This window comes from Chelatococcus sp. CO-6 (genome assembly GCF_001271345.1).
Classification (GTDB): domain Bacteria; phylum Pseudomonadota; class Alphaproteobacteria; order Rhizobiales; family Beijerinckiaceae; genus Chelatococcus_A; species Chelatococcus_A caeni.
In genome coordinates this window covers 314,387-329,056 of sequence record NZ_CP012398.1, presented here as the reverse complement: position 1 = coordinate 329,056, position 14,670 = coordinate 314,387, and the positions used below count along the sequence as shown (strand labels likewise).

Below are 14,670 nucleotides of genomic sequence, written 5' to 3'. Positions count from 1 at the left end.
CTAGGATGGGAGGCACGCAGCCCCTATATAAGGGGCATGACGAGAGGAGTGGACAGAATGCCCCGCAGGATGGTGTTGCTCGCGCCGGCCCTTGCCGCGGGCGCGGCGCTGATGGTCGGTCTTGCCGGCCCGCTGCCGGCGCACGGCCAGGAAGGGGCGCTCAACCGCGTGGAGCGGCAATACCGCCAGTCCGATCGCGACGTGACACGCGAGTTGCAGCGCTCGCAGGACCGGCAGCAGCAGCAGTTCGAATTCAACCAGATGCGGCAGCAGCAGCAGATCGACCGCTTCCAGCAGCCCCTGCGCTCCCTGGAATGCCCGCGCTGCTGATCGCGGTCAGTGGCGGGTGCCGGAGGCGAGTTGCGGCTCGTGCTCTTCCTCGCCCCGGTCGGGCACGGCGATGGACCTGCCGGCGTCTTCCGGATGCGGAAGGCGGGCATGCGCCGCGCGCATGACGGCGAGGTTCGCCAGGATGTCCGGCGGGAAGGCCGCTACCTTGCGCGTGCGCATGTCGACATGCAGCGACAGGTTCTCGCAGGAGGCCGCCAGCCAGCCCTCGGCGGCGTGATGCAGCTCCATGAAATAGTGGATGCGCTTCTCGTCGAAGGCGAGGAGCTGCAGCGTCACGCGGACCGGGTCGTTCTCGCGCAGTTCGCGCCGGTAGCGGATGTGGCTCTCGACCACGAAGAACGAGGCCTTGCGCTCCTCGACATAGCCGGGGCCGAGCCCGACGAGCCCGAAGGCCTCATCCACCGCCCGGTCGAAGAAGACGTTGTAATAGGCGGCGTTGAGGTGGCCGTTGTAGTCGATCCAGTGCGCCTCCGCCCGCATGGTCGAGGAGACGAAGGGGGCAAAGAACAGGGCCGGTGCGTCTGCCGGGTTGCGCAAGGAACCTCTCCGGATCGTGCTGGCTGTCGGGCGCCGGGCGAGGCACCCCAGGGTCAAAGTTTAAGCATTCCAACCTGAATGCAAACCTAATGAATCGTGTCGCCTTGCGACGAATGCGCACTTGTGCGCGGCGCAAGGGCATAGAAGATGCGCTCGAGCCCATGAGCAACAGCCCGAGGATTCGAGAATGACCACCGTCGCAGAACGGCCGGCAAGGCCCGACGAGACGACCGTGGCGGCCGTCGTCGCCGCGCTCGCCGAGCGCTTCGGCAACCGCCTCGTCACGAGCCAGGCCGTGCGCGAGCAGCACGGCCATACCCTCACATGGATCCCGAACCAGCCGCCGGACGCCGTGGTCTTCCCCGAGAGCACCGAGGAGGTTGCGGAGATCGTGCGGCTGTGCGCCGCGCACCGCATGCCGGTCATCCCCTTCGGCACGGGCACCTCGCTCGAAGGGCATGTCAACGCGCCCTACGGAGGCGTGTCCATCGACATGAGCCGCATGAAGCGCATCGTCGCCGTCCATGCGGAGGACCTCGACTGCACGGTGGAGGCGGGCGTCACGCGCAAGGAGCTCAACGAGCACCTGCGCGACCAGGGGCTCTTCTTCCCCATCGATCCGGGGGCGGATGCCTCCCTCGGCGGCATGGCGGCGACGCGGGCCTCCGGCACCAATGCGGTCCGCTACGGCACGATGAAGGACAATGTGCTGGCGCTCACGGTGGTCACGCCGGCGGGCGAGATCGTCAAGACCTCGACGCGCGCCCGCAAGACCTCGGCGGGCTATGATCTCACGCGGCTCTACGTGGGCTCCGAGGGCACGCTCGGCGTCATCACCGAGGTCACGCTGAAGCTCTCCGGCATTCCCGAGGCGGTGTCGGCCGGCGTGTGCCCGTTCCCCTCGGTCAAGGCCGCGTGCGACACCGTCATCGCCACCATCCAGATGGGCCTGCCGGTCGCCCGCATCGAGCTGCTCGACGAGGTGATGATTCGCGGCGTCAACCTGCACGCCAAGCTCGGCCTCCAGGAGACGCCGATGCTCTTCGTCGAGTTCCACGGCACGGAAGCGGGCGTGAAGGAGCAGGCGGAGCGCTTCGGCGAGATCGCGGCGGAGTTCGAAGGCGGCGCCTTCGACTGGGCGACCCAGCCCGAGGATCGCTCCCGCCTCTGGCAGGCGCGGCACGACGCCTATTGGGCGGCGCTGGCGCTGCGGCCCGGCGCCCGCTCCGTCGCCACCGACGTGTGCGTGCCGATCTCCCGCCTTGCCGAATGCGTCGACGAGACCAAGCGCGACATCGAGGCGAGCGGCCTCATCTCGCCGATCGCCGGCCACGTGGGCGACGGCAATTTCCATTGCCAGCCCCTCCTCGACCTCGACAATGCGGACGAGGTCGAGCGGGTGAAGGGCTTCATCGACCGGCTCGTGCGCCGCGCCATCGCCATGGGCGGCACCTGCACCGGCGAGCATGGCGTCGGTCAGAAGAAGATGGTCTATCTCGTCGAGGAGCACGGCGCGCCGGCGCTTGAGGTGATGCACACGCTCAAGGCCGCGCTTGACCCCCTCAACATCATGAATCCCGGCAAGACGCTGCCGCCGCGGGCGTGAAGACCCGGGGTGGAGAGGCGGCTTGCTTCTCCGCCCCGCCCCGGCGGCAATCACAAGGCCGGGAGCCGACATTCTGCTTCTTCTTTATGTGATCCGGTTGGGCTATAGAGGCGCGCATTGCGATCGCCTCCATATTTTCAAAGCAAGATCATTTTCAGATGAATGCAACCCGTTTCTGGGAGCAGCAGGCGCTCGGCGCCGCGGTTTCCCTGCTGCCGCGCTCGCCCCGGTATCGCGACATGCGCCTCGAGGATGTCGAGCGGCGCCTCGTGCCGGCCATCTCGCGCGGGCAGATCAAATTCTACCTTGCCGACGGGGAGCCGCAGGCCTTCGCCACCTGGGCCTATCTGACGCGAGAGGCGGCCGATGGGCTCCTGACCGGCGAGCGCGAGCTCCTCGATGCGGATTTCGATGCGGGTGAAGAGACCTGGCTGGTCGATCTCGTGGCAGCGCCGGGCAAGGCGCTGCCCGTCGTCCGCGACCTGCGTGGCACCGTCTTCTCCGGCCGCAGCCTGCGCCGCCTGCGTCGGGGGCTGGGCGGGGGCTGGCGTTGCGTGCACATGTGGAAGGTGCAGGAAGCCGGGAAGGCGCAACCGGGACCCGGCGAAGCGCTCGCCGCGCTCGCTGCGCGCCACGCCCGCTTCATGGCGGGGGATGCCGCGAGGCGGTGGCTGCCGCCCGGCGGCACCGGCGAAGCCATCGGCCGGCGCCCGGTCCATTGAGCTTGCCCGGCCGACGTGCCAGAGATGAAAGGGCCGAGCCGCGGTTGGCGACGCAAGGCTCGCCACAGCCGTGCCGTCAAATCCGCTAAAGTGAGGTGAAAACCTCGATCAGCCGAGCCCGACGAGCGTGCGCGACTTTCTGACGGTCATTGCCATCCTCCTCATCCTTGTGCTGAGCGCGGCTCTCGCGGTGCCCTATTTCATCGATTGGGAGGCGCGCCGCGGCGAGGTGGAGGGCGTGCTGGGCGAGGCCCTCGGGCTGCCGGTGCGCACCGGCGGGGTCATCGAGCTGCGCCTCCTGCCGACGCCGGAGATCGTGCTGAGCGACGTCAGCCTCGGCGAAGCCGGCGGGGCCATGCTTGCCGCCCGGCGGCTCTCGGTCGAGGTCGCGCCGATGCCCCTCATCAAGGGCGAGGTGCGGGTGATCGAGGCGGGCCTCGACGCGCCCGTTCTTGCCGTACGCGTAACCGACGACGGAACCCTTGTCCTGCCGCGCCCCGGTTCTGTCTCGGCCGCCAATGTCGCGATCGCCATCGAACGCCTCGGCATCACGCGCGGTGAGATCAGGGTGGAGGATGCCGCCGGCGCCGAGATCGCGCGAATCGGCGAGATCGAGGCCGAGATCGTGGCGGCGAGCCTCGCCGGGCCCTGGCGCATCGAGGGCGAGGCGAACGGCGTTCCGCTGCGCGTGTCGACGGGGGTGCGTGAAGCCGGCGGCGACATGCGGCTGAAGGCCGTGCTCGGCCGCGCCGCAGGTGGAGGCCTGCTCGACGTCGATGGCGTGCTGAAGCTCGCCGACGGGCCCGGCGGGAGATTGCTGCCCGGCCTTGCGGCCGCCGTGCGATACACCGAACCCTTGGCCGGCGCCGGCGAACCTCGCCAGATCATTCTCTCCGGCGCCGTGGAAGGCGACATCCGCAGCCTTTCGGCGCGCGACCTCACGCTCGACCTCACGCACGGCGAGGGCAGCAAGGACCTTGCGCTGACGGGCACGGCGACGCTCGACCTCGGCGGCCGGCCGGCCCTCCGGGCGAGCCTCGGCGGCCGGCGCGTCGACCTCGACGTGCTGCGCGAGCGGATCGACGAAGGCGCGCTCGGGCTCCGCGCGGCCGGCTTGCTTGCGCGGCTGCCGCTCCGCCTCGACCTGTCGCTCGAGGCATTGGCGATCGCGGGCGAGGAGTTCGGCCCGCTCACGGCCGGATTGCATCGCGACGGGGACGTCCTCGCCCTGTCCCGGTTCGATCTCGGCCTGCCGGGGGAAACCCGCATCGCGGCACGCGGCGAGGGGCTCATCCCGCTCGGCGGGCCGAAGGACGACATCTCGGGAACGGGGTCCATTTCGCTCGACAGCGGCCAGCCGCTGGTGTTCGCGCGGGCGCTGGTGCGCATGGGGGCGTCGCAGTCGCTGGCCGAAGCGCTCGCGGGCCTGCCGCGATTGTCCGCCAGCGCCGAGCTCGCGCTCGATCACGGCAGCATCGGCGCGCGCAACATCGCCGTGAAGGCGGGTGAGGCGGAGGTCGGCGGCGCGATCCGTTTCATGCCCGCGGATGGCAGCGGCGGGCGCCCGCGCTACGAGGCCGAGGTGACGGCGAGCAGGGTCGACATCGCCGCCCTGCCGCAATTCGACGGGCTGCTCGCCCTTGCTTCCGGCGCCGACATCGGCCTGTCGCTCGATGCGCGCGACCTCGGCCTCGGGGCGTCCGGCCGTGACGCGCTGGGGCGCCTCAGCGCCCTCGTGGAGGCCGGATCGCAGGGCATCGTCGTCGAATATCTCAATGCGTCGGGCTTCGGCGGCGCGCAGATCGAGGCGCAAGGGCGCATCGATGCCGCTGGCGGGCGGCTGGGCGCGACCATCGACGCCGACCATCCGCAGGCGCTCGCCGCGCTCGCCTCCCGTTTCCTGCCGGCGCGCGCCGCGGCGGCGCTGACGCGGGCGGTCGCAGACGGCGGGGCGCTCCGCCTCACGCTCGAGGCGGGGCGCGTGGACGCCGGTGCGCCGCTCTTCGTCAAGGCCGACGGCAGGATCGGCGACACCGAGGTGGACATGGGGCTGTCGCTGCCGCCCGCTTCAGGGGTGGGGGCGGAGCTCGAGGTCAGCCTCGGGGCCGGCGACGGGGCGCAACTGCTCGGGCAGCTCGGCTTCGATGTCCTGCCGCTGCCGGACGGCGAGGGGGGCCGCCTGTCGATCTCGGCGCGGGGCGCTGCGCTCGACGACATGGCCGGGCGCTTCTCGCTCGCGGCCGCCGGAGCGAGCCTCGCCGGCGAGGGAACCTTCAGCTTTTCCGAAACGGCGCCGCTCTTCGCCGGGCGGGTAACGATGACGGCGGGCGACCTCGGCCGCCTCGCGGAGGTGCTGGCGCGGCCGTTGCCGGGCGCAGGGGCATTGCCGCTCGAACTGACCGCCGATGCGACGCTCGGCGGCAGGGGGCTGTCGCTCGTCAATCTTGCGGCGACGGCGGGCGGCGTTCCGCTGCACGGGCGCCTGACCGTGGGCGAGGGCGGCCGTGTCGAGGGGGCGGTCCATTTCGAGCGCCTGGCGCTCGCCAATGTCGCGGCGCTCGCGCTGGGCCCCCTTCCCATGGCGCCCGAGGGGCGCGTATGGTCCGGCGAGCGCCTTGGTGCCGCCGCCCCGCCTGTCGACGGTGCCCTGACGCTGACCGCCGGCAGCCTGGCCCTGACGCCGACGCTCACTTTGCGCGATGCGGCGCTGCGATTGTCGCTGCATCCGGCCGGGCTCGCCATCGACGATCTCAATGGCGAGCTCTCGGGCGGCCGCATCGAGACCAGTCTGACGATGCGCCGCGAAGGCTCCCTCGCCGCGATCTCGGCGCGCGGCAAGCTCACGACCATTCCGCTTTCGAGCATCGCCGGCAGCGGGCTTCCTGGCACCCTCAGCGGCGATTTCGAGATCGGCACGGCCGGGGAAAGCCCGGCGCGGCTCGTCGCCAACCTTGCCGGCGGCGCCACCCTGTCGGTGGCGGATGCGTCGATCCCTGGGCTCGATCCATCGGCCGTCACCCGCATGGTGGCGCAGGCACTCGCCGCCGACACGCTGCGGCCGGACCTGCCGATCGTGACGGCCGCGCTTGCCGAGGAGCTCGACGAGGGCACGTGGCCCTTGCCGCAGCTGTCCGGCCCCGTCAGCCTGTCCGGCGGCGTCCTGCGCTTCGGCCCGCTGACGATGCCGGCGCAGGCCGGGGTGGCCGAGGGATCGCTCTCGGGCACGCTCGACCTGCGCAGCCTCACCGTCGACCTGCGGGCGACCGTCATCGCGGCGACGTCGCCGAAAGGCTGGACAGGGCCGTCGCCCCAGGCGGTGGCCATCTGGTCCGGGCCGGTCGATGCGCCGAAGCGCAGCCTCGATGCGGGCAGCCTCGCCAATGGCCTCGCCGCCATCGGCATCGTGCGTGAACTCGAGCGCATCGAGGCGATGGAAGCCGACGCGCGCGAGCGCGCCTTCCACAACCGCCGTCTCAGGGCGGAGCGCGAGCAGCGCGCCCGCGAGGCCGAGCGCCGCGCGGCGGAGGAGGCGAGGCGACGCGAGGAGGAGGCGCAGCGGCAGCAGGACTTGCAGCGGCAGCAGGACTTGCAGCGCCAGGAGGATCAGAGGCGGCTGGAGGAGTTGCTGCGCGAGGAAAGCCAGCGGCAGGAGCAGGCGCCTGTCCCACCCGAGACCCCGTTCCGGCTGCAGCCGCAGTCGCAGGAGGGGCGCGGGCCGACGCAGCTGCAGCTTCCGGCCATCCACCGCCTGCCGGAGTTCGAGCCGGATGGGGCAGGGGAGCCGACGGTGTCGCCGACGGGCGGCAGCGGGGGCTCGCCCGAGGCTCCGACGGCGCCAAGCGGCCGCACGCCGCCTTCTCCGGGCGGACCGCTCGATATCCGGCCGACGGCCCGCTGACGCAGCTCAGCCGCGCGCCGCGGCGCGCACATAGGCGAGCACGGCAACGCGAATGGCGGAGGACAGGTTCTGCTCGCCACGCTCCTCGTCGATGGCGGCGACCGCTTGGGCGACGGAGATGCCGCGCGCCGCAGCCATCTCCTTGAGCGCTGCCCAGAACGGCTCTTCCAGCGACACGCTGGTGCTGTGGCCGGCGATGACCAGCGAGCGCTTGACGATGCCGGCGCGGCCGGGCGGCGTCATGTCTCCTCGTCGGGCGCGGCCAGCCGGTGGCCCTCATGCGCCCGCGCCGCCCGCTCCTCCTCGCGCTCCGTCTTGAGGCGCTCGGCCTTCGGCCGGCCGAAGCGGGCCCGGTTGGCTTCGGCCTCGGCCTCCTTCCGGCTGCGGGCCTTGGCCTTGCGCGCCATGCGCAGGTTCACGATCTCGGCCATGGCGCCCTCCTCACCGCGGGCCGAGCATGCCCGACGGGTCGACCCAGCGGTCGAAATCCTCGGCGCCGACGAGGCCGGAGGCGAGCGCTTCCTCACGCAGCGTCGTGCCGTTCCTGTGCGCCGTCTTGGCGATCTTCGCCGCATTGTCGTAGCCGATATGCGGGGCGAGCGCGGTGACGAGCATCAGCGAGCGGCCCATGAGCTCGCCGATGCGCGCCTCGTTGGCCGTGATGCCGGCGACGCAGTTGTCGGCGAAGCTCGTCGCCGCATCGCCGAGGAGACGGATCGACTGCAGCAGGGCATGGGCGATGACCGGCTTGAAGACGTTGAGCTCGAAATGGCCCTGGCTCGCCGCGAAGGCGACGGTGGTGTTGTTGCCCAGCACCTGGGCGCAGACCATGGTCATGGCCTCGGCCTGGGTGGGGTTGACCTTGCCGGGCATGATCGACGAGCCGGGCTCGTTCTCGGGCAGCGACAGCTCGCCCAGGCCCGAGCGCGGCCCGGAGCCGAGCAGGCGGATGTCGTTGGCGATCTTGAACAGGGCGGTCGCGGTGCTCGCCAGGGCGCCGTGGGCGAACACGGCGGCCTCATGGCCGGCGAGGGCGGCGAACTTGTTCGGCGCCGAGGTGAAGGCGAGCCCCGTGTGCTCGGCGACGCGGGCCGCGAAACGCGCGGCGAAGTCGCGATGGGCATTGAGCCCGGTGCCCACGGCGGTGCCGCCCTGGGCGAGGGAGAGGAGGCCCGGCTGGGCGGCGCGGATCTGGTCCATGGCGAGCGCGATCTGCGCCGCATAGCCCGAGAATTCCTGGCCGAGCGTGACCGGCGTCGCATCCTGCAGGTGCGTGCGGCCGATCTTGATGATGTCGACGAAGGCGCGGGCCTTGGCATCGATGACGCCGCCGAGATGGGCGAGGGCAGGCAGAAGGTGGCGCTCGATCTCGATGGCGGCCGCGATGTGGATCGCCGTCGGGAAGGTGTCGTTGGACGACTGGCCGAGATTGACGTGGTCGTTGGGATGGACCGGGCTCTTGCCGCCGCGGCCGGCGCCGAGAATCTCGTTGGCCCGGCCTGCGATCACCTCGTTGACGTTCATGTTCGTCTGGGTGCCCGAGCCGGTCTGCCAGATGACGAGGGGGAACTCCTCGTCATGCCGCCCCTCGAGGACCTCGTCCGCGGCGGTGGCGATGGCCTGCGCGAGGCGCGGCTCGAGAAGGCCCAATTCGCCGTTGGTCTCGGCCGCGATGCGCTTGATGAGGGCGAGGGCGCGGATGAGCGGCAGCGGCATGCGCTCGCCGCCGATGCGGAAGTTCTGGATCGACCGTTGGGTCTGGGCGCCCCAGTACCGGGCGGCGGAAACGGCGATGGGGCCGAAGCTGTCCTCTTCCTGCCGGACGGCACCGCCCTTGGCCTCAGTCTTCGTTCCGGATGCGTCGGACATGGCAGTCGCCTTTCATCTCAAAGGGCGAACAGGCGCGGGTCGCGTCGCAGCGGCCGAAGGTACCGCGCAGCAGGAGCGGCCCGGCCCGTCAGGTCTTCTTGCGGAAGGCATCGAGGCTGACCACCTGGGCGCCCTTGCCATCCGCATTGTCCTCGGGCTTGGGCTCCTCGGCCGGCATGTCGGTGGCGGCGGGAGCCTTGTCCTTGGGCTTGGGCGTCTCGGCAGGGGGCTCCGCCTTTGCCGCCGCGGGCATCGCCTCGGCCGGCTCGGGAAAGGCGTCGTGTGCGTCCCCCGCGAGCGGCGGCGGTCCACCGCCTTCGGCCTCGCCCGCCTCGCCGTCCTGGCCGAACTTCAGACCGAACTGGACCGAGGGGTCGTAGAAGCCGACCACGGCCTCGAAGGGGATCATCAGCCGCTCGGGCACGCCCTGAAAGGACAGGCCCACCTCGAAGGCCTGGTCCGTGACGGCGAGGTCCCAGAACTGGTGCTGGAGCACGATCGTCATCTCGTGCGGGTAGCGCTCGCGCTGGCGGCTCGACAGCCGCACGCCCGGATGATCGGTGCGGAAGGAGATGTAGAAGTAGTGGTCGCCGGGCAGGCCGTCGCGCACGGCATCGGCCAGCAGCTTGCGCACGACGCCCCTGAGCGCCTCCTGGACGAGCAGGTCGTAGCGGATGAGATCCTTCGCCATGTGTTCCGGAGCGATGCCTTCTAGGCCAGCGATTGACAAGAAAGTGGAGGCTTCTGTTGCCAGGTGCCTCCGAACCCCGCCTGCCGGGGCTAACCGTCAGGACTTTGGATCGGTAACCTAAGCTGCGTTACGCAGCCGCGGCGACCGGAGCATAGTTGTCGTTGGCAACTATAAGTTCGGCCCGATAACGGCGGAACCATGCCGAGCGAAAGCGCACCCTTTACACCCTCGTCGATCCTATTTCGCCCCCGCCGAAACGCGAGGCCCGCTCGCGTTTGGGTGGAGGCGCCGGGTACCGCCCCCGGGTCCGATGGGTTTATTGCGATGGCCGTTTATCGCCATAGCCGCCTTGCGACGGCACCCAGAATATAGGGACCTTCTCGGCCCGATGGAAGGCCTTCACCGCCATTCTCGCGCAGTTGCCGACAGGCAAGGGAGGGCCGGCGGCATGCCATCCGAACGGCGGCTTGCCGCGCCCTCCCGGCAGCACTGTGGCCTGCAGCCATTGCGATGCGACATGTAGAAGATATGTTGCTGTCGTTCTATTTATAAATAAATTCCAATTATGAAAGTTTATGTCTGTTGACATGGCGTATGGAGGAAGCATTATTGGAGCGCCGTTTGGCACTCGGTGTGTATACTGCTTAAACAATAATAATCATGCGATTTGCGGTCGGGCCGGATCGCTGTCGTGGCGGCCATTCGTGCATTGCGGCGTCACGGCTTCATTGTGAAAGACAGTTGCCTCCGAGCGCAGACGGATGAACGTCTGCGCTCGTCCTTTCGTGGCCTGCGACGCGCCTTCGCCGGCGCCGGAGGCATTCACCGGCGCCGTTGCCGATGCTATGCCTCGACGGGACGGAATCACGTGAGGCGACGATGCGCGCTTATCTCGACCTGCTGCGCCGCGTGCTCGACGAGGGCGTGCGCAAGAGCGACCGGACCGGGACGGGCACCTTGTCCGTCTTCGGCCACCAGATGCGTTTCGACCTCGCCGAGGGCTTCCCGCTCGTCACGACGAAGAAGCTCCATCTGCGCTCCATCGTGCACGAGCTGCTGTGGTTCCTGAAGGGCGACACCAACGTGCGCTACCTTCAGGAGAACAAGGTCAGCATCTGGGACGAGTGGGCGGACGAGAACGGCGATCTCGGCCCCGTCTATGGCAAGCAGTGGCGCGCGTGGGAAGGCGCCGACGGGCGCACGGTGGACCAGATCGCCTGGGTGGTGGACGAAATCCGCCGCAACCCCGATTCGCGGCGCCTTGTCGTGTCGGCCTGGAACCCGGCCGAGATCGACAGGATGGCGCTGGCGCCCTGCCATTGCCTCTTCCAGTTCCATGTCGCCGACGGCCGCCTGTCCTGCCAGCTCTACCAGCGCTCGGCGGATGTCTTCCTCGGCGTGCCCTTCAACATCGCGAGCTATGCGCTGCTGACGCAGATGATGGCGCAGGTCACGGGCCTCGTGCCCGGCGACTTCGTCCATTCCTTCGGCGATGCGCATCTCTATCTCAACCATCTCGACCAGGCGCGCCAGCAGCTTTCGCGCGAACCGCGGCCGCTGCCGCGCCTCGTGCTCAACCCTGCGGTGCGCTCGATCTTCGATTTCACCTTCGAGGACATCGTGATCGAGGACTATGATCCCCATCCCGCCATCAAGGCGCCCGTCGCCGTTTGAGGGCTCCCGCCCCGGAAGGCTCACCGAAGAAGACCCGCGATGTCGCTCGTCATCCGTCCTGCACAACCGGCCGATCTCGGCCTCGTCGCCGCGCTCGTGCGCGAGCTTGCCGAATACGAGAAGCTGGCCCACGAGGTCGAAGCGACCGAGGGCGATCTCGAAACTGCGCTCTTCGGCGCCAATCCGCGCGTCTTCTGCGATATCGCCGAATGGCGGGGCGAGCCGGCGGGCTTTGCCCTGTGGTTCTACAATTTCTCCACCTTCCTCGGCCGCCACGGCCTCTATCTCGAGGACCTCTTCGTGCGTCCGGCCTTCCGTGGCGAGGGCATCGGCAAGGCGCTCCTCGCCCATCTCGCCCGGCGCTGCGTCGAGGAGGGGCTCGGGCGGCTCGAGTGGTGGGTGCTCGACTGGAACGAGCCCGCGATCGGCTTCTACAAGCGCCAGGGCGCGCGCATGATGGACGAATGGACCGTCTGCCGCGTCACGGGCGACGCGCTGACGAAACTGGCGGAGGCGGCGCCGTGAGCGGGGAGGGTTCGCCCGTTTCGCTCGCCATCATCGTTGCGGCGGCGGACAACGACGTCATCGGCCGGGACAACCGGCTGCTCTGGCGGCTGCGCACGGACATGCGGCGCTTCCGCAGCCTGACGATGGGCCATCCGGTGCTGATGGGGCGCAAGACCTTCGAATCGATCGGCAAGCCGCTCGCCGGCCGCGAGACGATCGTGCTGACGCGCGGGGGCGGCGAGCTGCCGCCGGGCATCGTGCGGGCGACGAGCCTCGACGAGGCACTGGCGCTCGGGCGGGAGGCGGCGCGCCGCCTCGGCGTCGGGCGGCTGATGGTCGCCGGGGGTGCGCAGGTCTATGCCGAGTGCCTGCCGCTCGCGGACGAGATCCTGCTCACCCGCGTCCATGCCGCTCCCGCCGGCGATGCCGTGTTCCCGGTGATCGACCCCGAATTCTTCGCGGAGACGGGCCGCGAGGCGCACCCGGCCGGCGCCGAGGACGAGCACGCGTTCACCTTCATCAACTACAAGCGCAAACGTGAACGGTCGCAAGGGGCTCCAACCGTCGAAAACCGTTGACGTTCAGCGATTCATTCCCCACTTCCGCCCTTGACAGGTCGGGGATGGACAACCCATCAACGCTGGCGGATCGTTGCAACGCTGCGGCTGCGGCCGCTCCGAAACAGGTGAGGAACGTCTCAGCATGCCTTGGAGCAACCAGAGCGGCGGACCGTGGGGCCAGAAGCCCGGCGGTCCGTGGGGTACAGGACCGCAGGGCGGGGGAGGCAACACGCCTCCGGACCTCGAGGAATTGCTCCGGCGCAGCCAGGACCGCCTGAAGACCATGCTGCCCGGCGGCGGCATGGGCGGCCGGGGCGTCGCCTTCATCGTGCTCGGCGCCGTCCTCCTCTGGCTCGCGACGGGCTTCTACACCGTCCGGCCCAACGAGGTCGGCCTCAACCTCATCTTCGGCAAGTACGTCGGCAAGACCAACGAGGGCCTGCGCTACAACCTGCCGTATCCGATCGGCACGGTGGTGAAGCCCGAGGTCACGACGGTCAACACCATCGAGGTCGGCATGCGCACGGGCGACACGACGCGCCGCGTCGTGGCCGGCCGCGAAGTGCCGGAAGAAAGCCTGATGCTGACCGGCGACGAGAACATCGTCGACATCAACTTCGCCGTGCAGTGGCAGATCGACCCGGCGAGGCCCGAGGACTACGTCTTCAACCTGCAGAACCCTGATGCCGCCATCAAGGCCGTGGCCGAGAGCGCCATGCGCGAGGTCGTGGGCCGGCGCAACATCCAGACCGTGCTGACGACGGACCGTGTCGCCATCGAGGGCGAGGTGCGGCAGCTCATGCAGGAGACCCTCGACAGCTACGGCGCCGGCGTGCAGATCCGGCTCGTGCAGCTGCAGAAGGTCGATCCGCCGCAGCAGGTCATCGACGCCTTCCGCGACGTGCAGGCGGCCCGGCAGGACCAGGACCGCATGCGCAACGAGGCCGAGACCTACGCGAGCCGCATCGTGCCCGAGGCCCGCGGCCAGGCGGCGCAGATCCTGCAGTCCGCCGAGGCCTATCGCGAGCGCGTGGTCGCCGAGGCGCAGGGTGCGGCGTCCCGCTTCACCCAGGTCTACGAGACCTATCGCGCCGCGCCCGAGCTGACGCGCGAGCGCATCTTCCTCGAGACCATGGAGCGCGTGCTCGGCGGCATGGAGAAGGTGATCATCGACCAGAAGGAAGGGGGCCAGGGCGTGTTGCCGTACCTGCCGCTGAACGAACTCACCAGGCCGCAGCAGCAGCCGCGCGGCAACGCACAGCAGGGAGCGGCCCGATGAACGGCAACGTCTGGAAGATGGGCGGCCTCATCCTCGTCGCCGCGGCCCTCATTCTCGCCTACGCCTCGACCTTTATCGTCTATCAGACGCAGTCGGCGCTGGTGCTGCGCTTCGGCGGCGTGCGCAAGGTCGTCATGGAGCCGGGCCTCTACTTCAAGGTGCCGATGGTCGAGAACGTCGTCTACGTCGACAAGCGCGTGCTCGACCTCGACCTGTCGGAGCAGGAGGTCATCGCCGCCGACCAGAAGCGTCTCGTCGTCGACGCCTTCACGCGCTACCGCATTACCGATCCCGTGCGCTTCTACCAGACGGTGAACAATGTCGCCGGCGCCAACCTGAGGCTGGGCAACATCGTCAACTCGACGGCCCGCGCCGTGCTGGCGGATGCGACCTTCACCGACATCGTGCGCGAGCAGCGCGCCAGGCTGATGCGCTCGATCCGCGACGACGTGAACACGCAGGCGCAGGGCTTCGGCATCACCGTCGTCGACGTGCGGCTGCGCCGGGTCGACCTGCCGCAGGCCAACAGCCAGGCGGTCTACCAGCGCATGCAGACGGAGCGCCAGCGCGAGGCGGCGGATATCCGCGCCAACGGCTCGCAGATCGCCCAGAGCATCCGGGCGCGTGCCGACCGCGATGTGACGGTGATCAAGGCCGATGCCGACCGCAGGGCACAGGAACTGCGCGGTGAGGGCGACGCCGAGAGCAACCGCGTCTTCGCCGACGCCTACGGGCGCGACCCCGACTTCTTCGCGTTCTATCGCTCCATGCAGGCTTACGAGACGAGCCTGCAGGCTTCGGACACGCGGCTCGTGCTGGCGCCGGAAACGGACTTCTTCCGGTACTTCGGCAACGCCTTCGGTCGCAACTCCAACTCGGCTCCGGCCGGGGGCGGCCGGCCGTCGGCGCCGCAGCAGCAGCCCGCTCCGGGGCCGCAGTCGGGCCTGGCGACGCCCTGACGGCGCGAGCGAGGGGG

Annotated in this window: 14 protein-coding genes and 1 other RNA gene; 9 read left to right on the top strand and 6 right to left on the bottom strand. The window is 69.7% G+C overall.

All coding sequences use genetic code 11. The features are described from left to right. The first annotated feature begins 57 nt into the window (after positions 1 to 57). Positions 58 to 330 (top strand): hypothetical protein, encoded by a 273-nt coding sequence (locus AL346_RS01735; protein ID WP_019404392.1) that lies wholly within the window; start codon positions 58 to 60, stop codon positions 328 to 330. A 6-nt stretch (positions 331 to 336) separates the two neighbouring features. Here the strand turns inward: AL346_RS01735 and AL346_RS01730 are convergent, their stop codons facing one another. Continuing rightward, complete coding sequence (locus tag AL346_RS01730) at positions 337 to 888, bottom strand: thioesterase family protein (protein WP_019404393.1); 552 nt, start codon at positions 886 to 888, stop codon at positions 337 to 339. 187 nt (positions 889 to 1,075) lie between these two features. Here AL346_RS01730 and AL346_RS01725 point away from each other — a divergent pair, with 187 nt between their 5' ends. The 3 genes from AL346_RS01725 to AL346_RS01715 all read left to right on the top strand — a co-directional run bounded on the left by AL346_RS01725 (position 1,076) and on the right by AL346_RS01715 (position 7,114). Beyond that, positions 1,076 to 2,494 (top strand): FAD-binding oxidoreductase, encoded by a 1,419-nt coding sequence (locus AL346_RS01725; protein ID WP_019404394.1) that lies wholly within the window; start codon positions 1,076 to 1,078, stop codon positions 2,492 to 2,494. 158 nt (positions 2,495 to 2,652) lie between these two features. Next, positions 2,653 to 3,216, top strand: coding sequence for a toxin-activating lysine-acyltransferase (locus tag AL346_RS01720; RefSeq protein ID WP_019404395.1), 564 nt, complete (start codon positions 2,653 to 2,655; stop codon positions 3,214 to 3,216). Between the two features lie 127 nt (positions 3,217 to 3,343). Then, a complete protein-coding gene (locus AL346_RS01715) occupies positions 3,344 to 7,114 on the top strand; it encodes an AsmA family protein (protein WP_019404396.1) in 3,771 nt (1,256 codons plus the stop codon). A 6-nt stretch (positions 7,115 to 7,120) separates the two neighbouring features. On the opposite strand, the gene AL346_RS01710 is transcribed toward AL346_RS01715, so the two are convergent. From AL346_RS01710 to ssrA, 5 genes are all read right to left on the bottom strand, one after another. After that, a complete protein-coding gene (locus AL346_RS01710; RefSeq protein ID WP_019404397.1) occupies positions 7,121 to 7,357 on the bottom strand; it encodes a ribbon-helix-helix domain-containing protein in 237 nt (78 codons plus the stop codon). Continuing rightward, complete coding sequence (locus AL346_RS01705) at positions 7,354 to 7,545, bottom strand: DUF4169 family protein (protein ID WP_019404398.1); 192 nt, start codon at positions 7,543 to 7,545, stop codon at positions 7,354 to 7,356. The genes AL346_RS01710 and AL346_RS01705 overlap by 4 nt, the downstream gene beginning before the upstream one ends. A gap of 10 nt (positions 7,546 to 7,555) precedes the next feature. Next, positions 7,556 to 8,983, bottom strand: a complete 1,428-nt coding sequence (gene fumC / locus AL346_RS01700; RefSeq protein ID WP_019404399.1) for a class II fumarate hydratase — start codon at positions 8,981 to 8,983, stop codon at positions 7,556 to 7,558. An 88-nt stretch (positions 8,984 to 9,071) separates the two neighbouring features. Next, a complete protein-coding gene (locus tag AL346_RS01695) occupies positions 9,072 to 9,674 on the bottom strand; it encodes an SspB family protein (protein ID WP_019404400.1) in 603 nt (200 codons plus the stop codon). A 42-nt stretch (positions 9,675 to 9,716) separates the two neighbouring features. After that, positions 9,717 to 10,072: a transfer-messenger RNA gene (ssrA, locus tag AL346_RS24455) on the bottom strand. Between the two features lie 481 nt (positions 10,073 to 10,553). Here ssrA and AL346_RS01690 point away from each other — a divergent pair. The 5 genes from AL346_RS01690 to hflC all read left to right on the top strand — a co-directional run bounded on the left by AL346_RS01690 (position 10,554) and on the right by hflC (position 14,653). Next, on the top strand, positions 10,554 to 11,348 hold the full coding sequence (locus tag AL346_RS01690) for a thymidylate synthase (RefSeq protein ID WP_019404401.1): 795 nt from the start codon (positions 10,554 to 10,556) through the stop codon (positions 11,346 to 11,348). A gap of 39 nt (positions 11,349 to 11,387) precedes the next feature. Continuing rightward, on the top strand, positions 11,388 to 11,873 hold the full coding sequence (locus AL346_RS01685; protein WP_019404402.1) for a GNAT family N-acetyltransferase: 486 nt from the start codon (positions 11,388 to 11,390) through the stop codon (positions 11,871 to 11,873). Further along, entirely contained in the window at positions 11,870 to 12,433 is a 564-nt protein-coding gene (locus AL346_RS01680; protein WP_019404403.1) for a dihydrofolate reductase, read from the top strand. Before AL346_RS01685 ends, AL346_RS01680 begins: the two co-directional genes overlap by 4 nt. A gap of 124 nt (positions 12,434 to 12,557) precedes the next feature. Then, positions 12,558 to 13,694: an FtsH protease activity modulator HflK gene (gene hflK, locus AL346_RS01675; protein ID WP_026015521.1), complete on the top strand. Its 1,137-nt coding sequence runs from the start codon at positions 12,558 to 12,560 to the stop codon at positions 13,692 to 13,694. Further along, the gene (gene hflC, locus AL346_RS01670) at positions 13,691 to 14,653 is read left to right on the top strand and encodes a protease modulator HflC (protein ID WP_019404405.1); all 963 of its coding nucleotides are present in this window, start codon (positions 13,691 to 13,693) and stop codon (positions 14,651 to 14,653) included. The genes hflK and hflC overlap by 4 nt, the downstream gene beginning before the upstream one ends. Positions 14,654 to 14,670 lie beyond the last annotated feature (17 nt).